Origin of the sequence: Microcoleus sp. BR0-C5 (assembly GCF_036705045.1) — a bacterium.
Classification (GTDB): domain Bacteria; phylum Cyanobacteriota; class Cyanobacteriia; order Cyanobacteriales; family Microcoleaceae; genus Microcoleus.
The window spans coordinates 1-25395 of record NZ_JAUBTR010000087.1; the positions used below are offsets into that span (position 1 = coordinate 1).

A 25395-nucleotide genomic window follows, 5' to 3' on the forward strand; every position below is an offset into this window, starting at 1 on the left:
AATAAACTACAGCTATCGATAATAGTCGCAACAAGCACGGTAAAATTCCCGCTTGTTGACATGATGCGTTTGCCCTGACTCCTGACCTTACCCTACTTTTCAGACTTGATACAACTTCCAACTAGCCATCGCCAACATTCCGTAAATCACAAACTTAAGCGGGCGTTGAGGCATAATTTGGCAAAATTTAGCACCTACTAAAACTCCCGGCACCGAACCCAACCAAATCGGCAATACTAAACTCCAGTCTACTGTTCCGAGGCTGAGATGTCCCAGAGATGTAAACATCAACAAAATTGCCGCCTGCGAAATATCTGTACCCACCAATTTAGAAGTATCAAGGCGGAAAAAAGCAATCAGCAACAGTGCAAACATCGAACCGGAAGACACGCTAGTGATTCCCACTATGCAGCCTAAAATTGCTGCCGCACTCACAGTACAAATACGGCCATAATTAGTATTTAAGTCCCATTTAGGGGGCGAAGGTAATTTAAAATTAGGGAAAAATGTTTTGACCGCTAATTGGGTCAGCGATAAAGCGACAATTAGGGCAATGGCTACTCCGAGAAAGCGCAGCAATATGCTGTCTAAGTCCTGACTTCCGCTGGATTGGATGCAGTGTAAAATCCACACGCCACTCAGCGAACCGGGCACGCTGCCCAAAGCCAGCCACTTAACTATTTGCAAGTCGAGGGTCTTTTGCTGCCAGTGTTTGAAGCCACCAACAACTTTCATCAGTGTGGCAGCTACGACATCCGAACTAATAGCAATTGATGCCGGAATCTGGAAAACAAAAATTAACATTGGGGTGATGAGCGACGCTCCGCCAACTCCAGTCAAACCAACGATAATGCCAACAAAAAAGCTGAGAAATGATAGTAATAAGTAGTTCACTGTTATGCCCAAAAACTGTGTAATTAAGCGCTGCCAACCAACAAATAGATAACTGGCGCGGCTCCGGCAACACAGCTACACAGGCTAAATCTCACTTGCATTTCAATATTATTTACCAAAAACTTGTCTGTTCAACGCTTTAGAGTGGTCGTTTTTTTAGCAACAATGTTCTTTGTCAAAGTAAGTAAATGCAAATAAACAAGACTACAGAAATTGTAGTGTAAAAGCTCCCTGATTTTCTTATATGTACCTGTGTAACTGATGAAAAACCTTGGATTCATTGACGGGGTTTATATTTTGCCTTCTACCTTGAAGTGACGAGCGTCATAGGTAAAGCATAGCTGAGGTTAACCGACTGTTGGCTGGAAAAGAAATCCGGAGTATCGAGAACATTAAAATGAATCAATGCCACAATGACAACCGTGAAGACAGTTGAGGAAACTAAACCCGTCAATAACTCTTTTTTGAGGTTTTTTTCCTTGGGTTTGTCTGTAAAAACATCTAAAGTTCCTAGCTGCATCAACAGAATTCCCACAATATTGGAAAGCCAGTAGCCGACAATTGTGCAAGGGAAAAGTAAATCTGGGGAAAGCCCACTACAGATATACCCAAAGGCGTAGGCAATTGGCAGATTGAAAAATATGTCGTTCCACCAACACAGCGGTGATAGCAAATATCCAATTGCCAGAAGCAACCCGCCTCTGATTTTTTTAAACCAGACTTCCTTAAAGCCCTTAGCTTGTGGCAAATGTTGGGTCAGTTGTCCTGCAAGCTGGTACTCTTGAGTGACTTTTTTAGCGTTTTCCACGTTAATAGCTCATAACTCGATCGACTTACCGTAGTTTAGCAGTAAAGCTGAGTTATGTCTAGTAAGTCAATCGAGTTACCGTATTTTGTGGACGATCGGCTAAATCTACTGTGTTTCCGGTACAAGAAGATCGATGAGGGAGAGGTTGTTGAGAATACTGGCTGGTGAGAGTTTAAGCACCGATCGAGAAATTGAAAGCTTCAGGCAAATGCTTGACAGTTTGCCAAAGATATGCACTGTCGATGCCCCAGTAAAATTGCAGGTAAACGAGCAAAAGCCCGATCGCGACTGTCACGCCCAGCAATTTAGGGACTATTTTCGCGACAGTCTCAAGCACTACGAATGCTGCCCAGATAGCAGCAGCTAAGATGAGAATGGAAGCGATCGTGGCAACTGTATCGCTGTTCATGATTAACTCCTGTTGACAATCAATCGGGTATTACAAGACTACTTGGGCCCAGGGCGGCTGCCAAAATCGAATAAATTACTCCAATCCCCAATAAGCCCACAGCAAAACTGAAAAATAAAACCATGCCGTCTGGGGGATTGTAGGTATCGTGGTCAATTTGGTGGCGAACGGTGAAGTAATGCTTAGTTGAGATTAAGACTGTCGCCCAACCTATTAGAGAGAAAATTAAACCCAACTTCCACCCCATCGCCTGACGGTAATGTACGGGCATTTGCACGACGCGAAGTCGGATGATGACGACGCCAAAACCCATGAGTGCGATCGCAGCCCGCATCCATGCTAAGAAGGTGCGCTCATTTGCCGATCGATCGATCGCCCGCGACAGATTGTGCTGGTTTGGTTTCTCATCATCTACTTGCATCGGTTGGAACGATAATTGCACGCGATCGAACTCTTTAATATTCATATTAAACCGCCACCATTATTCAGGTGCCATCAAACCAAATGAGCTAGAAGGAACGGTGAACATATAATAAATTACCCCAGCCCCTAGGATTGCGATCGCGAGGCTAAAAAGAATTACCCAGCGATCGGTAGGTTCATAAGTATCGTAATCGATATCGTGACGGACGCCAAAGTAGTGCTTAGTTGAGAATAACACCGTCAGCAAACCCACTGCTGAAAAAAGCAAACCCAACTTCCAGCCATTGCCGGGAGTTGGGAGTAGAGGGGGATGAAAGGTGCGAAGGCGCACGATAACTACGCCAAAACCCATCAGCGATATTGCTGTCCGCATCCATGCTAAATAAGTGCGCTCGTTTGCCAAGTGATCCCGCACCCGCGACGGATTTGGTCGCTTAATCTTTTCTGTATTTACTTTTGTGGATTTCCAATTTAATAGCATAGATCAACCTTTTAATTTTAACGGGAAATGAGAAGGTAAACCGATATATTTTCGCTGATAGGATTATCCGCCGGGGAGCGATACCCGGCGGGATTTTGCGTTGCAACTGGCTTTAAACAGCCGATCGCATTACAACTTCACCAAAACTAATCATTTTCCTCAGTTGGTGCGTTGGGAACTTGCGTATCTATGTAAGCCTGAGTCACATCAGGAACAAACCAATTGGCATCCCCAGGCTGGAAAACCTTAGCAGTAGGAACGTTGAATTCTACAGCCCCCGTAGCGGGATTAGCTCTGGCTACAACTTGAGTTCCGTCAACTATCTTAACAGCTAGACCGCCCGTCAATTCTTCTGAAGGTTGATCTGTCGTTCTTAAATCAGTTGCTTTGATATCGCTGGGTAGATAAATTCCATCGCAATCCCATTTATGTTCAGTTGTTTGGCCGTCAGCTAGAAAATAAAGGGCATTCTCGTAAGAAGACTCCGCTGCTTTTTTGCGTTTCGGGCCGTATACAGCCAGGGTTTTTCCGGTCTCGTTGCGGCACTGACCCCAAGGTTTTCCAGTTTCTAAAGTGTATTTTTGAAACTCCAATTGAGCGATTTTTTGCTGAAGTTGCTCAGGGGTATAATTCTGGGCGGTATCGGGTGCGTCTTTCGCTGCCTTGAGAGTGTTCAGAGCTTGAGTCACCTCTATATAGTCGGGATTGCTCGCATATTTCGGCGTTTTTGGAGCGTCGGCCCAGGAGGGAGGAACGAATACTAAATTGGCGGCCATTACCAAGAGCACTAAAACAAATTTGAAGATTTTCACAATTTTTCTCCTTTTCTCGATTGTCAGGTTTTTTCCAACTTTCTGTTTGCTTGCTATTTTAGGACTTAGGCAAAAACAATATCTCTTTAACTGGTTTGCCTGAGAAACCAAATTTTGCAGAAGCAAAAAATCTGTTTTTTTAGGATTATACCTATTGTCTAAGTCGCTCTGCGTGGGGTAGGGGCGAAGCTATCGGGCGAGCTTTTAGGGATTCACACTCAAGTTTTTAGCTCGGTTTGATTCACCACTACTGGAGTCATTGAGACAAGAGGTATATTGTTGCCTAAGTCTGACAATTGGCTAGCTCAAAAGATGGTTTCAAGTTTCGTGACTACTTGAGGCTAAATTAGTTTGAAGCTGCTTTTAGCTAGGTCACTCACTTCATTATTAACTTAGCATATTTGTTGATAAATTTCAAGCAATTTATCGTTATTTTTAAGCAAACAATTGTTAAGGAAAAAGTGATGAGTTAGGACTTATGACCTATGGCAAATTATATACCTAGAGAGGGATGAAAGTAGCGAAACATTTGCCGATCATTAGTTAGATTAAAATGGCGGGAGCAGGCGATAACTACCACTTTCAATCAGGATGAATATTCCCAAACCAATCAAGACAAAAGGGACAACAGCCTTGGTATAGCGAGTCAAAATATGGGCGATCGCCCTTTGGCGAGTTAACCGGTAAGCGGCATAAGACCAAACACCTACCATCACCAAGAAAACCGCCAAAATCACTACCAAGCTCGGCAAGTCGCTGCTAGCAAACAGCGGCAAATAGATACCGATGTTGTCTCCCCCGTTAGCCACTGTTACCGCAGCCACATTCAAAGTTTGGGGATTGAAAAGATTGGCGAGTTTTGACACAGCAGATGAGTTAGATTGACGGTTAAATTCGCCCGATACTGCTTGTACGTCATTTTCCTCATTTTCTCTCTTGACTAAGTGACTGATGCCGATCGCGATCGGAACCAAACCCAGCAAACCAATCCAAGCTTTCGGCACAATTAACCCACCAAAAAAACCGGGCAAACTAGCAGCGATCAGTGCCGCAAATCCGAGGTACTTACCGACAAAGATATGCCGGGGGCGGAAAGTATCATTTACTTGGGCGAAGAACAGCATCGAAAGCACCATATCGTCGATATTGGTTGCGGCAAAAGATGTAATCCCGGCAATAATCGCTGCTGCAATCCAATTCATGTGCTGTCCCTGCAATTTTTCTAAACTTCAGTTTCCCTGGCGTTACCTCTGCTCATAGTTATCAAACAGAAAGCGCAACCAACTAAAGATATTATACTTAAAGTTGGGCTTGCCAGAGTGCCGCTTTTAACCAGAATCGCCATTCCCAATCCGATCAAAACAAAAGGCACAAGCTGATTGCCGTAGCGAGTCAAAGTATCTGCGATAGCCCGCATCTGAATTAAGCGATAAGCAGCGTAGCACCAAACGCTCACCATCGCGAAAAATACGCCGAGAATCACCGCCAAACTTTCTAAAGTATTGCTAGCAAAAAGCGGCACATATATCCCGATATTGTCGCCGCCATTGGCCACCGTCACCGCTGCTACGCTATAAGTTTGAGGAGACAGAAAACTTCTAAAAAAAGATCTCTCAGATTGCTCTAATTCTTCCTCAGCTTCCGCATCGTCAGTTTCTGGATTCAGCAAGCGGCTAAGCCCGATCGCAATTGGCAGCAAACCCAGCATTCCGATCCAATCTGGCGGAAAGATTAAGCGGCCAAAAAACCCCGGAAGGCTAGCCAAAACCAGTGCAGTAAAGCCCAGAAACTGACCGAAGACGATATGCCTGCGCCGAAATACTGCATTCACCTGCGAGAAAAACAGCAGCAGAATCAGAATATCGTCAAGGTTCGTAGCTGTAAAAGCTGTCATACCCGTAGAAATTGCTGTTAGTAATTCATTCATTTCTGTGTCTCCTCAGATTTTTTATTTGGTTGTACTTGCTGGGATCGTATCTTCGGAACGGGCAAGATGCCCGTTCCACAAAAATTAAATTTTATTGTGGGCTGTTGACTTGAGCAAGACCCTTGAAATGCCGAGCGACAATGCTGCAATATCTCAGTAAAAACCCAGTTGCTTAAAAACTCTTTCTCCGAACAGCGAACTGGTAACTGTTAATCAAAAACGATCGCTGTCAAAGGGAACGGCTTTCAATCGAACACCACCATAAATTGCATTTTCTTCCTCGAACTTGGCATGAATTGCGTCAATACCCTGCTGCATCGAGCCCGCCAGTTGAGGAGAACGCAGCCGCTGCCAGAAAAACCATCCGCAAGTAGCCACCAAGTACATCAAGAACAAGTAAGGAAAGGCATTGTAAGGAGCTTCTGGAGGTGGGAACATAGTGCTGCCTGGAATGCCGACGCTGCCCGCAATGGGAATCATCATAAATGCGATCGCCACAGCCGAGAACGCTACATCCCGCACACGCAATTTACCAATTTTGTGCAGGTAAACCGGGGCTGCGATCGAAATTAAGACGTAGACGGTTAAAAATCCGTAGCTGCAAATTGCCCCCAAATAACCCATACAATCGAACAGCTTGATGTTAAACATAGACATCACAGCCGGAACCAAAAATGTCAGGAATGTACACATCGTTACTGCAACGTGGGGAGTTCTATTAGATGAATGCGCTACACCTAATGAAGAGTGAAACAAACCGTGCCGCGCCATCATAAAAAACACTCTCGCCGCTGGATTGATGCTGCCGAGCACGCAAGCAAAAAAGCTAAATAAAGCGCCGAAAGCCACTAACTCTCCCAGCCAACCCATCCCGACTTGTTGCGCTAGAAAAGTCAGAGGTTCTTCACTATTAGTAATAGAAACTCCAGTACCGCTAAAACCCAAAACCTCAATATAGGTCATCAGAACGAAGAATAAGCCTGCCATGACAGCACTGCCCATGACAGCCCTGGGGATGTTTTTTAAGGGTTTTTTCGCTTCGTCGCCCAGAGATGTAGCACTTTCAAAACCAGAGAAACCAAACATTACTAATACAAGTCCCGTCGCTATGTTCCCCGGAGTTACGCCTTCCAAAGTTAATTGGGACATATCCAGGGCAAAACCTTTGTGCGCCCAGATGATGATTCCCAAGATAAAAATAGCTGCCACTGATGCCCCCTCCAGCCATAGCATCGCCATAGCTGAGAGTTGGATATCTTTATAACCTGCATACCAAGCAACCCCCGCCCCGATCGCTAACAGCGTAATCGGTGACGGATGGATGCCTAAATGACCGATGAAAATACCCGTAAAGTTGGCAAAACCACACAAAACGGACATCGCAGTAAATAAATAAGCCAGTACCAAACTCCAGCCGCAAATTACGCCTGCAGTCGGGCCTAATCCTTTAACAATATAAGAATAAAGAGAACCTGCAGAAGCCGATCGACTCGCAAATTGGTTGATATTGATGCTGACAAATACTAGGCCCATCAAGCCGATGAGAAAGCTCAGCCAAGCCCCGTTACCCGAAAGAGCGACAATTAACCCTATATTAGAGGCTGGTATCGTTGTAGGTGCAATGACGGCAAAGGATTGAGCTAAAACCTCCCCGAAGGAGAGGCAGTCCGGCTTTAAGCCGTGGGGACTGTGATTTTTTGGCGTTTTCTTAGTCATTTATCTTCTCTCTTGTTGTCGATCGACTTTTGGCGATCGGCTTAAACTTGTCGGTGCTGCTTCAGCATTGGGCCCTGCGTTAGAAGCTTAAGTATCACCTTAAGGCTCTTCGGGGGTAGAATCAAATGTTGTTTTTTATCGAATTAATAAATACAAGTGATGCAGTACCGCCCCGAAAATAACTGTTGGAATACGATATCTATCTGTCCCCAAAAGCTCAAACCCTTGACGTTAAAAGGAAACTTTAAATAGCGGCTGGGAACCGTGCTTTTTTGGTAATTCTAACCTATACAATAAAGTCGAAAAATTCAGGTCAAAGCTTAGCCGCAATAGATTTTAATCTCAAAAAATAACTGTATTTAGTAAAAGGGTACTCAGCATGGCCGGAATGACGCTTGACCAACTGCGAGTTTTTCTAGCTGTCGCGGAACACCTGCACTTCAGCCGCGCAGCGGAGGAACTTTACATCACCCAACCCGCTGTCAGCGCGACAATCCAAAGCTTAGAGGCACAATACGGAGTAAAACTATTTCACCGCATCGGCCGCCGCATCGAAATCACAGATGCTGGGAAGTTGCTGCAAGTTGAAACGCAGAAAATTCTAGACCAAGTTGCTTTGACAGAGAGAGGTTTGCGGGAGTTGAACGACTTGCAGCGAGGCGATTTAAAATTGGGTTGCAGTCTGACGATTGGCAATTATTGGTTGCCTGATAAACTTAGCAAGTTTAAACAGCAATATCCTGGTATTTGCGTGAATTGTACTCTCGCAAATGCCGAAGAAATTTGTGCGGGGACAGCGACGGGAACATTTGATTTGGGTTTAGTGACGGGAGACATCAAAGCTTCGCTTAAGAACACTCTGGAAGAAGAAGTTGTAGGCAGCGAACGCTTGCTGATTGTAGTTGGCCAATCTCACCCTTGGTTTGAACGAACCGATGTGAGTTTAGCGGAAATTGCGAAAACGGATTGGGTGATGCGAGAAGCTGGTTCTGGAGTTCAGCAAATGTTGGAACAAGCTTTGCAAAGTTGGGGCATTAATCCCCATGAATTAAATGTAACTTTAGTTTTGAATAGCAGTGAAATGGTAAAAGCAGTGGTGGAAAGCGGCACAGGTGCAGCGGCTATTCCTGAATTGATGGTAAAAAAAGAATTGCAGCTATCTACACTGCGAGCCATGAAAATTATAGATATTCAACCAAGTTCTAATGTATGTTTGGAAATAATTAAACCTGTTTTAAAACTGAAACACCGACAACGTTTTCAAACTAGAATTACTAAAGCTTTTGAAGAGATATTAACTTAAGGTGCTGGTAATTTGTAATTCAGGACTGACGCACCAATACTCAAGAGACCAGTTTTTTTACCGACATAAAAAGCTAAACGCCGTGTATTTTTGTACGGGACTTGTGCACCGATGGTCAGAAACCGGGTTTTTTTCTGAAAATCCTTCGCTGTAGGTCACAGATTAGGTAAAAAACCCGGTTTCTTTGGGCTGATGCGTCCAGGGCTGTTATCTCTCAACCAATTTTCTCACATCCCATAAATTTTTACCCCCATCACCAACAATCAGCGGCAATTTCCCATCCCATTTTTCTATAGCCTGTCTTTCCAAAAGTTCCGGAGTCAAATTGTCCCGCAGCAACCTTTGCACTTCGGCTTCTCCTTTGGCTAAATTCACCTTAGCCTCGGCCTGTTTTACTGCCTTCAGCGCTAAAAACTCCCCTCTTTTTGCCTCCTGTTCGGCAATTTGTTTCGCCTCCACCGCCTCGCCAAACCGCTCAGAAAAGTGAACGTGTACTAAAGAAATATCGTCTACTGCAATGTGATATGTAACCAGCCTTAATGTCAAAGAATCATCAACTGCGGCTTTAACTTCTCCCCGTTTAGTAATAATTTCTTCAGCCGTGTATTTTGCCATAACTGCTTTTAATACTTCTTCAACTGCCGGATCGATAATGCGAGCTACGACTTCTTTTTCGTCACCTATTTGTTGAAAAATAGCATTTGCTTCTTCTGGGATAATGTGCCAGTTGAGCGCTACATCCGTGAAAACATCTTGCAAATCTTTTGAGGAAGCTTCAGCGGAACTTTCCTGTTTCTGTACCCTGACGCTCAACTTTTTTACAGTATAAACTGTGGGGACTATTACGTGAATTCCTTCTCCTAGTACCTGTTCTTGCACTTTACCAAACTGCATCAGCACGCCCCGTTCTCCGGCGTTGACTATGATAAAAAATTTGGACAAAATAGCTAGAAATACTATTACTACAGCTAGTTGAACAGCTAGGTAAAACTCTTTATTTTTTTTATTGCTGGATTTGAGTGAGTCAACGTTACTGCTGGATTCTAAAACCATATTCCACCCCGATCGCACTTAATTCTCTGCTCAAGATTGACTTAATAGATATTCTATTTTCCTGCCATCAACAACTGTTCAAAATCCGCTGCAGCCAAAGGAGGACTGAACAAATATCCTTGCATTATATCGCACTTATAGCGCCAGAGAAAATCTTTTTCGGCTTCTGTTTCAACTCCTTCGGCAATTACCTCAAGACAGAGACTGTGCGCCATTTCAATAATAGCTTTCACAATCGCTGCATTGGTACAACCATCGGTGATATTGCTGATAAAACAGCGGTCTATTTTTAAAGTATCGAAGGGGTATTGTGTCAGATAGCTTAAAGAAGAGTACCCAGTTCCGAAATCATCAATAGATATAGAAACTCCCAATTTTTTCAATTGTTGCAAAGTAGCGATCGCACTTTCGGCATCTTCTACCATCAAACTTTCGGTCAGCTCTAATTCCAAACTGCTCGCTTGCAAACCAGTTTCTGCTAAAATTTGGGCAACTCTGCTGCTGAGATCCGGTTGGTGAAATTGGCGTGGCGACAGATTCACCGCTACCCGCAGCCCCGAAAAACCAGCATTTTCCCAAACTTGCATTTGTCGGCAAGCTGTCTGCAAAACCCACTCGCCTAACTGTACAATGAAGCCAGTTTCTTCGGCAGCCGGAATAAATTCTGCGGGCGAAATCAGCCCTTTTTCTGGATGTACCCAGCGCACTAAAGCTTCTGCGCTCATAATCTTACCTGTCTGGACATTGACTTGCGGCTGATAATAAACTTGGAATTCTTCTCGTTCCAGTGCGTCGCACAAACTTGTTTTTATCCGCTCTAATTTGTCGGCATCTTGGATCAATTCGCTGCTTTGCGATCGCAAAGTATTGTACTGTTCGGCGAAAGCTTCTTGTTTTTTCAAGCGGCTCGATATCGCGCCCACAAGTTCAGCTTTAGTAAAAGGTTTAGTCAGGTAATCATCTGCGCCCAATTCCATACCTTGCCGCATTTCAGAGCGATCGGCTTTACCGGTGAGAAAAACAAAAGGTACTGTAGCAGTAACAGGATTAGATCGCAAGGCCACCAGCACCCCATACCCGTCAAGTTCTGGCATCATCACGTCGCAAATAATCACGTCGGGAACATTTGACACCGCCGCATATAAACCTTGCGATCCATTTTCTGCACCCGTCACGTCGAAACCTTCAGCTTTGAGGAGTTTGAGAATATTCTCGCGAATTACTTGCTCGTCCTCAATCACTAGAATTTTTTTCATACGTCATTCCCTGAAAGCGGTATAATTGATAGGCGTTACTGAACGCGATAAGCGTCCCAATAACTGAGAACGCACAGCTCGATCGACCAAACAGCGGAATATTTTCCGACACAAATAGCAAACACCTGAAAAACGCTAATTTTTCAAGCACAACTAGATTAATGTTTCTGTGCTTACTCAGTGCCGTCCGTATTATTACGAGGTTAATTAATAATCTCTCAACTAATTCTAGGCGATCGACAGTTAGCAGCGCCTTAAATAACTGCTAAACTAATTGTGCCGCCTGAACGATTGTCTGGAAACAATCTCAGCCTATTTATACCAGTTGCCAAAAACCATGCAACTGCAAGCAAGTTCCAAACCCTTGCATAGTCAGTCTTTCCCCCTTCTTCAATGTAAAATCTCAACTTTTAAATCTCAAATGGTATTACCTACTGGATTCCCTGAACCCGCACAGATTGGGGTGATAGAAGTTAAGCAATATCCTCAGTACCGCGCTGTCACCTACACCCACGCGGGCGATTTGCGACAAGCGACAGGAATCGCCTTCAATCCCTTATTTCAACACATCAGCAACAACCAAATTGCGATGACAACACCAGTAGAAGCGCGCTACACGGAAACTTCCGGGCAAATCGATGCAGTTCCCCAAGCTGAAGTTTCGTTCCTCTATCCCGCACCAAATATCGCCCCCAGTAGCGTTAACTCCGCTGTAGAAATCACGGATACTTCGCCGATGACGGTTGTCAGCATCGGCGTGCGCGGGGCCTACACTTGGGAAAGCTACGAAAATAACCTCCAGAAACTTAAAGATTGGCTTAAAGAACATCCCGAATATGAAATAGTCGGGCCGCCGCGCCGCTTTTTTTACAATTCCCCGATGACGCCGGAAGCAACTAAAATCAGCGAGGTACAAATTCCCATCAAGTCCCGCTGACGTGAACAACTAATTCGCGAATGTGACCCCGCTGGCGGTGTTCCCACAGGTAAATTCCCTGCCAAGTTCCTAACAATAACCTGCCGCGATCGATCGGGATTTGTTCAGAAGTATGAGTCAGCGCCGTGCGAATGTGCGCCGGCATATCGTCTGGGCCTTCCGCATCGTGAATGTAGCGATCGTCCTCCGGTACCAGTTTAGCCAAAAAGTTAGCCAAATCCTTAAGTACATCCGGGTCAGCATTTTCTTGAATCACCAAACTAGCAGAAGTGTGGCGCAAAAATAAGCTACACAGTCCCGTTTTAATACCTGAATTCGCCACCGCATCTTCTATCTTAGGAGTGATTTTGCACAGAGATTTCCCTGTAGTTTGAATCTTGAGTATCTGTTGATAGTGATTCATTCGATTGTAGATTGTAGATTGTAGATTGTAGATTCTGGATGAGACTGATGCAAAACTCTTCTGTTGGGGGAGGTAGACTTTGTTTGTGTCAGAGCGATTTCTAATCGGACTTATGAAAAATAGTCTACAACAGCTTGGGCGACATCCTCCGTACCATTTTTATCCAATTTATCCGACAAACGGGGCGGATGCAGCGGTTGTCGCAAAAACTCCCAATCCCCCTCAAAAAACTCCGCCGCCGTCAAAATTTGATGTTCCGCATAATTTTGAATCCCTTCCAGCAACACCGCAGCTTCTGCAAAACCTTCTCTCATTATAGAAACAACAGGTATTTCCAAGCGCAAAGCTTCCGCAAAAGTGCTGTATCCCGGTTTAGAAACTAAGCGCCCGCACACAGGCATAATATCAACCGGACGCGGTAAAATCGGGAGAGATTTTGCAAACTCCTGATTTTTGACTTTAATCAAATTCGGCAAATCGGGAGCTCCCGCATCAAAAGTAATAAATTGCCAGTCGCTAAATTGCTGTAAATTTTGATACGGAATTTCCTCTAAACCCAATCCGCCGAACGTCAGCAATACAGTTTTTTCCAGCGGTGTTTCGATGCCGAATACTTCCCGAATTTTTTCGTTACTGTAGCGAGGATTTCCGCCAGTCAAGCCCACATCTTGAATATTTGGGAAAGCTGTCATCGGTTCGTGCAAAGGAAGACGAAAAAGCCGATCGCACATCCCGAAACATTCACCAATCCAATCTGCCATTTCTACAAATTCCCCGCCCCAATCTCGATAGATAAAATCCCACCCAAAATTGCTCATCATCCAGCAAGGAACCCCAGCCGCTGCCGCCATTCGCGTTGCCAAAGGAGGAATATCTGCCAGCACCAAACCCACCCGATTTTGCTTGATAAAATTAACTTCGCTGGCAATTAGCGAATTTTGCTTTTTCCGAATTTCCCGCAATTTTTCCAGCGTCGCATCTTTATCCATATTCAAACTGTCAGCTTGCACGACTCCGACATCAAAAGCGCGGGGACGGTGGATAAAGTCGCCACTAATATAAGATTCTAGCAGCCAGCGAGGTGCTGTTGTTGTGATAATTAGTAAAATCTCTGGATTTAATTCTTGAATTTTTGCAGCTACGGAGGAGACTCGGACAGCGTGCCCGAATCCGTGATTTGTGATGGCAATATATAATGTTGGTCGAGACATTGATAATAGGGAATAGGGGATGGGGAATTGGGCATCGGCAATTGCGAATTAGGTAGAGACTGGAAGGCAACAAGGCCAAGCTTCAAGCGACGCACAACTAACAATGACACAATTAATAACTAATGACTATCGAATAGGCAAGAACTCATCAATCGCGCGCACCCTCAGACCAAACAGGCAATTGATTAATCTTGTCCAGGGTTATATCTACATACTTTTTACCGTCCGCAGCCAGGTTTTCCCCAAAATATCCCTCATCACCGTCGTGCTTGTGAGGGCCGCTCAAAGCTGCTGCATAGCGGCCTTGCAAACGAGCTTGATTGAAAGGAGAAGTCGCGTACCAGTACCAGCGACTCGGAAAAACTATGCCACCAATATCCTCAATTGAATCGCGAGTGCCGCGAAAGTGGAAAATGCGATCGGCCTCTGCAAAACCATTTTCTCCCGAAAACACGCCCCCAACCGAAACAACCGTAATTTCTGCCTTCAGCCATTCTTTAAGATAGCGAGTAGCACCCAAAGCAACTTGTGCACCGCCGCTAGTGCCAATTAAAATAACTTTCAAAGGTTTTTGAGGATTAACTGTAATCGGAGATTGAGCATTCATGCGATCGATAATTGCCTTAGCCATTCCCTGATTGTATGCAAATCCGTAGCGATAATCTAGAGAAATTGCAAACCTCCAGAGATTGCGAATTTTGATGAATATATCCCCCGCAATCGGCCCGCTTTTTGCCTGTTCTGCAAACCGCCAAAAAGGAGCTAGCCAACGCTCTCCTCCTAAACTTTTGTTAGACGCTGAATAAGGAAAAACATCGCCCACTGCTACACACTGCGGGTGACTTTTAACTAAACGCTTGAGAAAAAACTCTTCACCAGGCGTTAATTCATCCCCTGAAAAATCGCCAACTCCCGGTAAAAAAATGATATAACAATTGAGCTGCGAAGACTTGCGGGCTTCTAAATTGCCCTTGTTTGAGGGCAGTATCTCCGGTGGATTTTTCTTGATACCAAAAGTTTCGGCACTTTGATTCAGCCACCATATAACAGTTCCCACCGGCGAAAGAATGCCCCAAATTATCAGGATTACACCTGCTATGAGCAACAAATTTAAACTTCCCCCGCGCAACCATGCAAGTATCCGTAAAATCAATCTTAGCATTTAAGAAAATCTGGTAGAATGCCTGTTATACCAATTTAATGTGAAGTTGCACATATTCCGATCCCCCTAAATCCCCCTTAATAAGGGGAGTAGGGGTTGACTTTGATAGCAATCTTGTCCCCCCCTTATTAAGGGGGGTTAGGGGGGATCAGATTCTTTGCAACCTCATAAAAAATTGATATTAATTACCTAATTACGTAGAAATAGTTCGGTGATTCTGCTGTATTACACCTTATTTTGTAAAAGTTGTCAACTATCTTGAGGAGCAGGAGTTCAACGTGAAGGGAGAAGATTCAATTGCAGGTTTGGGGGCCACGCTTTGGAACGCACTTTCTTTGAATGGCAATTTTTACGAAAAAACTCCCTACACTCGCAGAACTAAGCGGATAGCTTTAACAATTGTAATTTTAGCTGCGCTGTCCCGCGTGTTGGGCAGTGCTGTCATTTTGTTAATCAATCGAACTGAGCTATCAGTGTTATTTTTAGCACTTTGGATAGATGGTTTGGCAATCGCGGGGGGTTATTATTTTTGGACTTTCACTATCTTTAAAATCGGAGAGTGGCTGAAGCAGGGGCACGTAACTTATCGGGAGTTGTTGGTTCCTATCGGCTTTGCTTACGCGCCCCAAGTGCTGAATTTTTTAACGTTAATTCCCTTGCTGGGAGAAGGAATAGAGCGGATATTAACTGTGTGGAGTTTGCTAGCTGTAATTGTGGCGGTTCGCCAAGGTTTGGATATTCAAACTCGCTGGGCGGTGTTAATTTGTTTTGTGGGTTGGCCGTTGATTCAAATTGCGATCGGCTTTGTGAAAGTAGTTGAACAGTTGCTTTCACGATGGCTTTAATTCATCAATACGGCAGCAGTATAGTAAACTCGCTGCCCTCTCCAGGTTCCGACTTGCAAATTAACTTTCCTCCATGTTGTTCTACCACAATTTGATAACTGATAGACAATCCCAAACCCGTCCCCTTACCTACCTCTTTAGTAGTAAAAAAGGGGTCAAATATTTTACCCAATACCTCCGAACTCATCCCCACACCATTATCTACAATGCGAATTGCTACTTGATTTCCTTCGGCGACTTCAGTGCAAATCTGAATTGTCGAGTCAAATTCTTTCCCTCTTTTTTCGCGAGACAAAGCATCAATAGCATTAGTCAGTACATTCATAAATACCTGATTAATTTCTCCAGGATAGCAATTCACTAAAGGCAAATTGCCGTACTCCTTGAGCACTTGAATCTCAATTAATTTGTGATCCAAAATCATCAACGTGCTGTCGATACCTTCGTGGAGATTAACCCATTTTCTATCTGATTCATCTAGCCGAGAAAAGTTTCGCAGCGACAGCACAATATCGCGAACTCTCGCAGCACCCACTCTCATTGACTCTATCATTTTAGTGAAATCAGTCATCAAAAAATCTAAATCTATTTGCTCTGTTTCATTGACTATTTCTTGCACGGGATTTGGGTAATGATTTTGGTATAAACGTAGTAAATCTAGTAAGTTTTCAGCGTATTCATTGGTGTAATGTAAATTTCCATAAATAAAGTTGATCGGGTTATTTATTTCGTGAGCAATTCCTCCTACCACTTGCCCTAAACTCGACATTTTTTCACTTTGGATTAGCTGCAATTGAGTGTGGCGGAGTTCTTCCAGTGCAGTTTGCAATTTCTCAGTTCTTTGCGCTACTCGCGTTTCCAGAATAGTATAAAAACGGGCATTTTCTAGAGAAATAGCTGCTTGTGCAGACAATATTCCCAAAATTTCTAGCCTGTCGCTAGTAAAAGCACCTTTGGTTAAATTATTTTCTAAATAAAACATTCCCGTAAGGTTGCCTTGATGGATAATTGGCAATACCAGGATAGATAGGGGTTGATTGCTCGCAATATACGGGTCATATTGAAATTGCTCGGATCGGGTAGCATCGTCTAAAACCAAGTATTTTCTGGTTCTTTCTACATAGTTAATTAAGGAAATGGGCAGAATCTCAGATTCGGCAATCGGCAGAGATTGCAACAGAGTTACATCATTTAACTGACCTGTAACTCCAGCTTCTATGAATAATTGATTACCTGTCTTGGCAAGAAATAATACTTTTTGAGCGCCTGCGTTTTCCTTCACAAGCTGTACGAGTTTCTCTAGCAAGCGGCTGAGGATAATTTCGCTCGAAACAGCTTGAGATGCTTTGACAACTGTTGGTAAATCCAGCATTAAGCTATTGTCAACAGTAGTGGTAGCAGTCATGATATCAAGTTTTTTAGATATTGCTCTTTGATTGCGATCGACTAAATAATGATAACGGGATTCTAAGTATTTAACTTTTGCTATAGCTCCCCAGCGGATGTAGGCATAATAAGCTTTTGTCACATAAGTTCGAGCAATTATCTCTTTATCCAAAGATTGATAAAACTCTCCAGCTAATTCATAAGCTAATGCTTCTTCTTGGATGTAACCGTTAGCAGCCGCTCCTTTAATAGCTAAGTCATAATAATCCATAGCTGCAAGTTTATCGCTGAAAAGTCGAGCTTTCTCAGCTTCAACTAACTCGTACTTGTGCTGATAATTCATGGGTGCATGGTAGGCCCACTTTTTCATAATTTGCTGATTAGAGTTAACAATAGCTAGGTATGCTTCTTGATTGTCACTGTCAGGATAGTGAGCGAGGATGGCCAGCGAATAGTAGAAATTGTGTACCCCAACAGTGATTAAGCCGATCGCCCCATCTGCGTATTCTGCCGCTAATTTACCGCTGGCCACAGCCGCAGCATAATCTTTAAATAAATAAAGCAGCATCAATTTAGCGACATAAGCTGCAAACAGCGACATTCGATTATTTTCTTTATGCCAACGCGACATCACAGCAGGTTCATCCAACCTGCCGCTAACTAATCGTACTTGCTCTGCTGTTTTGCTTCTTAAGCTTGAAGCAATTACTTGCCAAATTTTAGCATAACCTATGGCAAATTCGTGTTTATTTTTTAGCAAAAACTCCATATAAATGGTTTGTTTTTCTGTGACATATTCTAGCGGTTCTCCTACCAAAAATAAATTTGTAATATAGTGCTTAGAATTATAAATTGCCCATTCTAAGTCACCACTTTCTACACCAAAATTCCTGCCTTCTAGAAAGGACGCAAGTGTATTCTTAGTAGACTCTTTCCAGATTCTTATATGACCATTAAACATTACATAAACCTTAGCTTTTTGTTGGCTAGCATTAAATTGTTCTAGCAGCTTTAAAGCGATTAACCCAGCGTAGTAGCCAGCTTCGATGTCGCCTTCGATGCCGCACAGCATCATTCCATAAAGAGTATAGGGAAAAGTAGCTAATGCTGAATGACCGTGATCAATACAAAGATTGACCATAGTCAAGACGAGGGAGGACACAATTTCTGGTTTGGCAATATAAGCAGGAGGATAGAGGGCTGTCAAGATTTCCATAGCTGCCAGTTGATAAGGATCTGTCATAACTGGCAGGTTTTCTAATTCCTCAAGTCGCGGCAATTTTGGCACTGCAATAGTTTGCTGATCTAATAGGTTTACTCCGAGCATTTCCAGCACTTCTAGACCTGTTTCAACAGCTTTTAGCATCTGGCTTTGAGCCTGATAATATAGGATCTTTAGCTGATACACTTTCACTATATCAAGCTGGTTTTTAGCCGATCGCAAAACCACTTCTGCCAAAACTTCTGCTTGCTCAAAGTTGGTGTTTAAATATTCCGCTTCCAGCGTCTCTACATACAGCCGCAGCGTCATGTTATAGTGGCAAACCCAGCTATCAGGTGCTAATAAGGAAATTCCTACATTCAAATACTTAACAGCGGGTTCATAAGCGTTAGCTGCTTTTGCCTTATGCCCAGCCATTAAATTTAATCCTGCTAATTCATCTTTTTCTGATTGCCGGGTGAGACAATCAATTCCTACATTCAACTGGTTGATAATATCAAAAATTCTCTCTTCTACTTTATCGGCGGGCGTATTTTCAAATAGCAATTTACCGATGCTAAGATGAGTGGCTTTCTTTTTATCATCAGGAATCAGCGAATATGCCGCTTGCTGGACGCGATCGTGCAAAAATTTATAGCTGACTCGCGAAGAATTGAAAGTTAAATTAACTCCGGCTTCTCCATCTAAAAATAAAGGAATGAGGTAACTCTCATTCAATGGAAGTATTAACCCCGCTTGCAAAGCATCCCAGAGTTCAGTCGCAGTGACTGATGGAGATTTTGCGTTGACAGTAGAGAGAACATCTAGAGTGAAACTGTCCCCAACACAAGCGGCTAATTTCAAAACTTGTTGTGTAGTCTCTGGCAATTGTTGAATCCGACTGGCTACCAGTTCAACTACACTCTTATCTGTGATGCCAATAGCCTGAATCTCCTCAATGTTCCACTGCCACTCCCCTCTTCTTCCGGGAGACAGCAGCCGGGTAAAGTCAAATCTCAAAAGTTTTTCTTGATAAAGAGTGTTGAGCAATTGCGTCAAGAAAAAAGGATTCCCACCAGTCTTATTCCAAAGTAATTCCGCTAAAGGTTGAATTCTTTCTGAGTCATTCAATGTCTCAGAAATTAACTCAGTCACCTGGGCTAAAGAAAGAGGTTCCAGCACTAAATTGTTGATAATAATCCCCCTTTCTTGAAGGTACTCTACTGTTTGCATTAAAGGATGTGTAGAGCTAACTTCATGGTCTCGATAGGCTCCAATTAATAGTAAATATTTGCTATCGGGATCAGTCGCCAGCAATTCCATTAATTTCAAGGTTGCTGAATCTGACCACTGCAAGTCATCGATAAATATGACTAAGGGATGCTCTTTTTGCGCGAATACGTGGATAAATTCTTTGAATAGCCTGTTAAAGCGGTTTTGTGCTTCTGTGGGGGCAAGTTCCGCAACGGCAGGCTGTTTCCCAATTACCAATTCTAGTTCGGGAATTACGTCAATAATTACTTGCCCGGAATCGCCTAGTGTGGCTAAAAGTTGATGTTGCCAATGTTGTAATTTGTCCTTATTTTCCGCAAGTAACTGCTGGATCAAAGATTGAAAAGCTTGAATTAAAGATGCGTAAGGTATATTCCGTTTGAATTGGTCAAATTTACCGGAAATAAAATAACCCCGCTGTCTGGTGATGGGTTTTTGAATTTCGCTAACTACGGCTGATTTGCCTATACCTGCATAACCCGACACTAGGATCAGTTCAATTTGGGAAGGAGAAGAAATTTCCTCGCAAGGATTAGCTACACGTTCAAAGGCTGCTAATAGTTGACTGACTTGTGTTTCGCGACCGTACAATTTTTGAGGAATCAACAACTGACTCAATATATCTAAGTTTCCGGGCGTAAAATCGACTATCTTGCCTGTAGTTTCTAACTGAGTTAAACACATTTCTAAATCGGCTAACAATCCGCCTGCGGTTTGATATCTATTTTCGGCATTTTTTGCCATCAATTTCATCACAAATTGTGAGAGGGCTGGTGGAATCTCTGAATTAATTTGATGGGGTACAATTGCTTGAGAGGCTATGTGACTGTAAACTATTTCTAAGGGGTCGTTGCTGGGAAATGGCAATTGACCAGTCAGCATTTCATATAAAGTGATTCCGAGAGAATAAAAGTCGGTGCGGTAGTCTAGGGTGCGGTTCATTCTCCCGGTTTGTTCGGGAGACATATAAGCAAAAGTACCGACTATCGAGTTAATATTATTAATTTGGGGATTTTCTTTGGTTAATCGTGAAGCAATCCCGAAATCTGTTAGTTTAATAATTCCTGTTTGGCTGTTGAGGATGATATTGCTCGGCTTAATATCTTTGTGAATAATTTTTTGAAGGTGTAGATATTCTAAGGTTTTTATGAGTTGGATGCCAAACCTCAAACAGGTGATGACTTCGAGCTTTTGTCTGGACATCAGTCGATCGAGAGATTCGCCCTCAAAGTCTTCTAAAAGCAAGCCGAGACGGTTATCAAAGGTTTCTAGGCTAATGACTTTCACTAGGCCCGGATGGTCTAAATGTTGGCGAATGCGATACTCGTGCTTGATCCGGGTAATTGCATCGAGGGTGGGATATTCAGCGTTCAGGATTTTGAGTACAGTTGTATCTTGGTGGGTGGGGATTTTTCCTCGATAAATAATCGTTTCGATACCTTCGTGGAGAGTGGAGTGGATTTGGTATTGCGAGAGAAATTGCATGGAGTTCTGCTGAGAGTTGAAAATATATCTGATTCGAGTCGCTGTTCGCTGTTGACTGTTGGCTGTTGGCTGACGGCACGACCACCCTCAACCGTCAAAAGTCTTGACATGGCAACTGTTATATGCTTAATTCAACCATGTACTTAGGCCAACAAAAATCAAGCTTTATGTACTGGGACAAGAATCTATTTATAGATAAAATGATAGTATTCATGGAATCAAGCCATTTTGCTACTATTATTCTCAATTAATATCCGATCGACAGCGGACGGCAACCACACCCCTACTATTCGGGTCTCCCCACTGTCTCTCCCCCTTTAGCAAGATACATTGTTAAAGAAGGAAATACACAAAAATTTACATCTATAATTTGTGTAGTGTTCCAAATCGCTCCTCACCAGCAGCGATACAGCCCTCGCCAAGACAGTAGGATAGAAAAAATATGTTTGAACGCTTTACAGAACAAGCCATTAAAGCAATCATGCTAGCCCAAGAGGAAGCGCGGCGCCTCGGTCACAATTTTGTAGGCACCGAGCAAATTCTTCTGGGACTCGTCGGCGAAGGCACTGGCATCGCTGCAAAAGTATTACTGGATATGGGCCTCAACTTGAAAGAGGCGCGCAATGAAATCGAAAATATCATCGGTAGAGGTTCTGGGTTCCTTCCACCGGAAATTCCTTTTACGCCCCGCGTCAAGCGCATTTTTGAGACGGCGCTGAACGAAGCGCGGCAGTTAGGCCACAATTACATCGGCACCGAGCACATCCTGCTGGGGCTGATTCAGGACGATGAAGGGGTGGCGGCGAAGGTGCTGCAAAACTTGGGGATCGATCGCCAGAGAGTCCGCACTCAGGTAATTCGTGCCGTGGGAGAAGTCGCGGCGGTACCCGGAGGTAGGGGAGATAGCGGCGATCGCAAAATCCCGACTTTAGAAGAATTCGGCACAAACCTGACCAAGTTAGCCGCAGCCGGCAAACTCGATCCCGTCGTGGGCCGCGAAAATGAAATCGAGCGCGTGATCCAAGTGCTCGGCCGCCGCACGAAGAACAATCCAGTGTTAGTAGGCGAACCGGGAGTCGGCAAAACAGCCCTCGCCGAAGGCCTAGCCCAGCGGATTGTTAATAGAAACGTCCCGGAAATTTTAGAAGACAAACAAGTAATCAGCCTCGATATGGGTTCGCTGATTGCTGGTACAAAGTTCCGAGGCGAATTTGAGGAACGGCTGACGAAAATCATGGCCGAAATTCGTGCAGCAGGCAACATCATTCTGGTAATTGATGAAATTCACACCTTAGTCGGTGCAGGCGCAATTCAAGGCAGCATGGACGCCTCCAATATGCTCAAACCAGCCCTTGCCAGAGGCGAATTGCAGTGTGTCGGCGCAACTACCTTGGACGAATATCGCAAACACATCGAGCGCGACGCTGCCTTAGAACGCCGCTTCCAACCGATCAAAGTCGGCGAACCGAGCGTGGCTGAAACAATAGAAATATTGTACGGGTTGCGATCGGCTTACGAACAGCATCACAGACTGACAATTTCCGACGCAGCTTTAGAAGCAGCGGCTACACTGTCAGACAGGTACATTAACGATCGGTTTTTGCCAGACAAGGCGATCGACTTAATTGACGAAGCAGGTTCCCGCGTCCGCGTGATGAATTCGCAAACCCCCCCCGAAGTTAAAGAACTCAAAAAGCAACTGCCTGCAGTAACAAAAGAAAAAGATGCAGCAGTGCGCGAGCAAGACTTCGACAAAGCTGGAAAATTGCGCGATCGCGAATTAGAGATTGAAGCCGAAATCGCCGAAGCTACGATCAATAAAAGCCAACTCAAAACTTCTCCCATCGTCACCGAAGAAGACATCGCCCACATCGTGGCTAATTGGACGGGAGTACCAGTCAGCAAGCTGACAGAATCCGAATCGGAATTGCTGCTGCACATGGAAGATACGCTGCACCAGCGCTTGATCGGTCAAGAAGAAGCTGTCAGCGCAGTTTCTAGGGCTATCCGTCGCGCGCGGGTAGGCTTGAAAAATCCGAATCGCCCGATCGCCAGTTTCATCTTTTCCGGCCCCACAGGCGTCGGCAAAACGGAACTTACAAAAGCCCTGGCAACATATTTCTTCGGTTCCGAAGAAGCCATGATTCGGTTAGATATGTCCGAATTCATGGAACGCCACACGGTTTCCAAACTCATCGGTTCGCCTCCGGGTTACGTTGGCTACGACGAAGGTGGCCAACTAACAGAAGCAGTCCGGCGCCGTCCTTACACCGTCGTGCTGTTCGACGAAATCGAAAAAGCTCACCCGGATGTCTTCAACATGATGCTGCAAATCTTGGAAGACGGCCGCTTGACTGATGCTAAAGGTCGGACAGTGGACTTTAAGAATACACTACTGATCATGACCTCAAACATCGGTTCGCGAGTGATTGAAAAAGGCGGTGGCGGTCTCGGTTTCGAGTTTGCTGAAAGTGCCGCAGACGGGCAGTACAACCGCGTTCGCAGCTTGGTAAACGAAGAACTGAAACAGTTCTTCCGTCCCGAATTTATCAACCGCTTGGATGAGATTATCGTCTTCCGCCAGTTGAACAAGGAAGAAGTCAAGCAGATTGCGGACATCATGTTGCAGCAAGTCTTCGGCCGCTTAACCGAACAGGGTATTACTTTGTCGGTGACAGACAAGTTCAAGGATTTGTTAGTTACAGAAGGCTACAATCCCAGCTACGGTGCTCGACCTTTGCGCCGCGCAATCATGCGGTTGTTGGAAGATGTGCTGGCTGAGGAAATGCTGTCTGGGAAGCTGAAAGACGGCCAAAAGGCGATCGTTGATGTGGATGAAAACGGTCAGGTTAAGGTGTTGCCAGATGGTTCATCTGAGCCGAAATTGCCAGAATTCGCATTAAGCCATTAATGCACTCTACAAACGGATAAATACTGTTGATTAAAAACCCGGTTTCTCAGAGAAACCGGGTTTTTAATTAAAAAATACCATTTAAAAAAAAGCAACAAGCGTAAAATTCAGTCAACAGTCAATTACCGACACAGCAACCGGACTCGATCTAATTAATCTGCGTTAATTTGTGTTGATCTGCCCTCATCTGCGGTCAAAAAAAAATAATTTCAGCAAGCGCAGATGAGAATGGATTGACGCAGATTCACGCAGATAAAGAGAAGAGATATAGCCTTTCTCAAAAAGATGAGGTATGACTGACAGCTTATATAACCACTAAACGTATTGGGCCCAAGCCCAACTACGTCCGCGAATCTTTCTGAGAACCGCTATATATGAAGAATTCCCATGCTAACAGATTTGATATCGGGAGCATCCCGCTTTTTAACTAAGCATAACTACCCATTTTAATCTCATTATTTAAATACGCACATCTGAGTCTTAAAACCCACATTCCGCAGATATTCAGACAAATTTAATAAGTTTAAATTGGGAGACATGAAACCCTGAAATAAATACCTAGAAAAAATTTCAAGTTTTGCTAAGATTAGATAATAGAGTCAGCAACACAGGTGTAAAAAATCATGAATCAGCCCCAAAACGAAATTAAAGTCCTCAAGATAGACCATTTAGGAATAATAAGCTGTTGCACATTTAAACTGTGATACAAGCATTGCCCTTATTTTTGATTTTGCGACCCCATTTAATTATTAATTGCCCTTCATTTAAGAGGCGGTGCAATAAATACTCTAAGCTGTTGTGCCTTTAAATAGGGTATCCTAAAAAATGAGGTTAGTCAATATCTACAAAAATGCCAGCTAAAAACCATCTCAATACCCAACAAATAGAGAAACTACAAAAAGCCTTAAGAGAGGAAGAAAAGACAAATATTAGAGAAATAATTATAATTATATTATTGCTCAATGACGGCAAGACACAATCTAAAATCGCTGATTTTTTGGGTTGCTCAGTCAACAAAGTATCTTATTGGTGTGTCAAGGGAGACCCAGACAATCTAGAAAGTCTAATAGATGAGAGGATGAAAAGAAATCACAAAAAAGCCACAGATAAATATATAAAAATATGGTTAGAAACTATAGAAAAAGAGCCTCAAGAATTAGGATATAATTTTGGACGATGGACAGCGCAGAGATTAGCAACATACTTGGAACAATCCACAGGAATAAAATTAAGTGGAGGACAAGTTCGGAGGACATTAAAGAAAAAAAAGTATGTTTACATCTGGGCTAAGTATAGCCTAGAGTCGAAGAGAAATCCCGAAAAAATAACAGCGTTTAAAATAAAGATAGCCGAATATTTAAAAATAGAAAAATAAACGCCAGAACGATTACAGGTATGGTTTTGGGACGAGAGTGGATTTAGCTTAAGAGTCACCAGAAGAAAGAACTGGTGTAAAAAAGGCAGCCGAAAAAAGGTCAGAGGAGACCGGAGAAAAGGCAG

General features: G+C 43.7%; 19 protein-coding genes and 1 pseudogene. 5 read left to right on the forward strand and 15 right to left on the reverse strand.

Translation table 11 applies throughout. The features are described from left to right. Positions 1 to 99 precede the first annotated feature (99 nt). The 9 genes from QUB08_RS27540 to QUB08_RS27580 form a co-directional block, all read right to left on the reverse strand. Complete coding sequence (locus QUB08_RS27540) at positions 100 to 894, reverse strand: sulfite exporter TauE/SafE family protein (RefSeq protein ID WP_333228906.1); 795 nt, start codon at positions 892 to 894, stop codon at positions 100 to 102. 304 nt (positions 895 to 1198) lie between these two features. Then, positions 1199 to 1702 (reverse strand): hypothetical protein, encoded by a 504-nt coding sequence (locus tag QUB08_RS27545; RefSeq protein WP_333228908.1) that lies wholly within the window; start codon positions 1700 to 1702, stop codon positions 1199 to 1201. 172 nt (positions 1703 to 1874) lie between these two features. Further along, entirely contained in the window at positions 1875 to 2111 is a 237-nt protein-coding gene (locus QUB08_RS27550) for a hypothetical protein (protein WP_333228910.1), read from the reverse strand. Positions 2112 to 2130: 19 nt separating this feature from the next. Beyond that, positions 2131 to 2577 carry a DUF202 domain-containing protein gene (locus QUB08_RS27555; protein ID WP_333228912.1) on the reverse strand — a complete coding sequence of 149 codons (447 nt, stop codon included), beginning with the start codon at positions 2575 to 2577 and terminating at the stop codon, positions 2131 to 2133. Between the two features lie 15 nt (positions 2578 to 2592). Continuing rightward, the gene (locus QUB08_RS27560) at positions 2593 to 3015 is read right to left on the reverse strand and encodes a DUF202 domain-containing protein (protein ID WP_333068952.1); all 423 of its coding nucleotides are present in this window, start codon (positions 3013 to 3015) and stop codon (positions 2593 to 2595) included. A 146-nt stretch (positions 3016 to 3161) separates the two neighbouring features. Then, positions 3162 to 3827, reverse strand: coding sequence for a hypothetical protein (locus QUB08_RS27565; protein ID WP_333228914.1), 666 nt, complete (start codon positions 3825 to 3827; stop codon positions 3162 to 3164). Between the two features lie 548 nt (positions 3828 to 4375). Beyond that, a complete protein-coding gene (locus QUB08_RS27570) occupies positions 4376 to 5029 on the reverse strand; it encodes a cadmium resistance transporter (protein WP_333228915.1) in 654 nt (217 codons plus the stop codon). Positions 5030 to 5049: 20 nt separating this feature from the next. After that, the gene (locus QUB08_RS27575; RefSeq protein ID WP_333228917.1) at positions 5050 to 5754 is read right to left on the reverse strand and encodes a cadmium resistance transporter; all 705 of its coding nucleotides are present in this window, start codon (positions 5752 to 5754) and stop codon (positions 5050 to 5052) included. 213 nt (positions 5755 to 5967) lie between these two features. Then, positions 5968 to 7470: an APC family permease gene (locus QUB08_RS27580; RefSeq protein ID WP_333228919.1), complete on the reverse strand. Its 1503-nt coding sequence runs from the start codon at positions 7468 to 7470 to the stop codon at positions 5968 to 5970. Between the two features lie 388 nt (positions 7471 to 7858). Between QUB08_RS27580 and QUB08_RS27585 the strand changes: the two genes are divergently transcribed. Continuing rightward, positions 7859 to 8773 carry a LysR substrate-binding domain-containing protein gene (locus QUB08_RS27585; protein ID WP_333228922.1) on the forward strand — a complete coding sequence of 305 codons (915 nt, stop codon included), beginning with the start codon at positions 7859 to 7861 and terminating at the stop codon, positions 8771 to 8773. Between the two features lie 207 nt (positions 8774 to 8980). Here the strand turns inward: QUB08_RS27585 and QUB08_RS27590 are convergent, their stop codons facing one another. Next, the gene (locus QUB08_RS27590) at positions 8981 to 9826 is read right to left on the reverse strand and encodes a prohibitin family protein (protein WP_333228924.1); all 846 of its coding nucleotides are present in this window, start codon (positions 9824 to 9826) and stop codon (positions 8981 to 8983) included. Positions 9827 to 9879: 53 nt separating this feature from the next. Then, a complete protein-coding gene (locus tag QUB08_RS27595) occupies positions 9880 to 11082 on the reverse strand; it encodes an EAL domain-containing response regulator (protein ID WP_333228925.1) in 1203 nt (400 codons plus the stop codon). 421 nt (positions 11083 to 11503) lie between these two features. On the opposite strand from QUB08_RS27595, the gene QUB08_RS27600 reads away from it, so the two are divergent. Then, complete coding sequence (locus tag QUB08_RS27600) at positions 11504 to 12019, forward strand: heme-binding protein (protein WP_333228927.1); 516 nt, start codon at positions 11504 to 11506, stop codon at positions 12017 to 12019. Here the strand turns inward: QUB08_RS27600 and QUB08_RS27605 are convergent. From QUB08_RS27605 to QUB08_RS27615, 3 genes are all read right to left on the reverse strand, one after another. Next, positions 12006 to 12422: a secondary thiamine-phosphate synthase enzyme YjbQ gene (locus QUB08_RS27605; RefSeq protein WP_333228929.1), complete on the reverse strand. Its 417-nt coding sequence runs from the start codon at positions 12420 to 12422 to the stop codon at positions 12006 to 12008. The genes QUB08_RS27600 and QUB08_RS27605 overlap by 14 nt on opposite strands. 110 nt (positions 12423 to 12532) lie before the next feature. Continuing rightward, the gene (locus QUB08_RS27610) at positions 12533 to 13633 is read right to left on the reverse strand and encodes a glycosyl transferase (protein WP_333228931.1); all 1101 of its coding nucleotides are present in this window, start codon (positions 13631 to 13633) and stop codon (positions 12533 to 12535) included. A 148-nt stretch (positions 13634 to 13781) separates the two neighbouring features. Next, positions 13782 to 14795, reverse strand: coding sequence for a hypothetical protein (locus tag QUB08_RS27615; RefSeq protein WP_333228933.1), 1014 nt, complete (start codon positions 14793 to 14795; stop codon positions 13782 to 13784). Positions 14796 to 15073: 278 nt separating this feature from the next. Here QUB08_RS27615 and QUB08_RS27620 point away from each other — a divergent pair, with 278 nt between their 5' ends. Then, the gene (locus tag QUB08_RS27620; RefSeq protein WP_333228935.1) at positions 15074 to 15640 is read left to right on the forward strand and encodes a hypothetical protein; all 567 of its coding nucleotides are present in this window, start codon (positions 15074 to 15076) and stop codon (positions 15638 to 15640) included. A gap of 4 nt (positions 15641 to 15644) precedes the next feature. Here the strand turns inward: QUB08_RS27620 and QUB08_RS27625 are convergent, their stop codons facing one another. Beyond that, complete coding sequence (locus QUB08_RS27625) at positions 15645 to 20984, reverse strand: AAA family ATPase (RefSeq protein WP_333228937.1); 5340 nt, start codon at positions 20982 to 20984, stop codon at positions 15645 to 15647. Positions 20985 to 21426: 442 nt separating this feature from the next. On the opposite strand from QUB08_RS27625, the gene QUB08_RS27630 reads away from it, so the two are divergent. Both QUB08_RS27630 and QUB08_RS27635 read left to right on the forward strand, forming a co-directional pair. Continuing rightward, entirely contained in the window at positions 21427 to 23895 is a 2469-nt protein-coding gene (locus tag QUB08_RS27630; RefSeq protein WP_333228939.1) for an ATP-dependent Clp protease ATP-binding subunit, read from the forward strand. Between the two features lie 850 nt (positions 23896 to 24745). After that, a pseudogene (locus tag QUB08_RS27635) lies at positions 24746 to 25395 on the forward strand (IS630 family transposase); the annotation flags it as partial.

What these genes read in the sequence shown, in the direction of transcription:
- QUB08_RS27550 (WP_333228910.1), bottom strand. Translation starts at nt 2,111, where the DNA reads ATGAACAGCGATACAGTTGCCACGATCGCTTCCATTCTCATCTTAGCT.
- QUB08_RS27555 (WP_333228912.1), bottom strand. Translation starts at nt 2,577, where the DNA reads ATGAATATTAAAGAGTTCGATCGCGTGCAATTATCGTTCCAACCGATG.
- QUB08_RS27560 (WP_333068952.1), bottom strand. Translation starts at nt 3,015, where the DNA reads ATGCTATTAAATTGGAAATCCACAAAAGTAAATACAGAAAAGATTAAG.
- QUB08_RS27570 (WP_333228915.1), bottom strand. Translation starts at nt 5,029, where the DNA reads ATGAATTGGATTGCAGCAGCGATTATTGCCGGGATTACATCTTTTGCC.
- QUB08_RS27575 (WP_333228917.1), bottom strand. Translation starts at nt 5,754, where the DNA reads ATGAATGAATTACTAACAGCAATTTCTACGGGTATGACAGCTTTTACA.
- QUB08_RS27580 (WP_333228919.1), bottom strand. Translation starts at nt 7,470, where the DNA reads ATGACTAAGAAAACGCCAAAAAATCACAGTCCCCACGGCTTAAAGCCG.
- QUB08_RS27585 (WP_333228922.1), top strand. Translation starts at nt 7,859, where the DNA reads ATGACGCTTGACCAACTGCGAGTTTTTCTAGCTGTCGCGGAACACCTG.
- QUB08_RS27590 (WP_333228924.1), bottom strand. Translation starts at nt 9,826, where the DNA reads ATGGTTTTAGAATCCAGCAGTAACGTTGACTCACTCAAATCCAGCAAT.
- QUB08_RS27595 (WP_333228925.1), bottom strand. Translation starts at nt 11,082, where the DNA reads ATGAAAAAAATTCTAGTGATTGAGGACGAGCAAGTAATTCGCGAGAAT.
- QUB08_RS27600 (WP_333228927.1), top strand. Translation starts at nt 11,504, where the DNA reads ATGGTATTACCTACTGGATTCCCTGAACCCGCACAGATTGGGGTGATA.
- QUB08_RS27605 (WP_333228929.1), bottom strand. Translation starts at nt 12,422, where the DNA reads ATGAATCACTATCAACAGATACTCAAGATTCAAACTACAGGGAAATCT.
- QUB08_RS27610 (WP_333228931.1), bottom strand. Translation starts at nt 13,633, where the DNA reads ATGTCTCGACCAACATTATATATTGCCATCACAAATCACGGATTCGGG.
- QUB08_RS27615 (WP_333228933.1), bottom strand. Translation starts at nt 14,795, where the DNA reads ATGCTAAGATTGATTTTACGGATACTTGCATGGTTGCGCGGGGGAAGT.
- QUB08_RS27625 (WP_333228937.1), bottom strand. Translation starts at nt 20,984, where the DNA reads ATGCAATTTCTCTCGCAATACCAAATCCACTCCACTCTCCACGAAGGT.
- QUB08_RS27630 (WP_333228939.1), top strand. Translation starts at nt 21,427, where the DNA reads ATGTTTGAACGCTTTACAGAACAAGCCATTAAAGCAATCATGCTAGCC.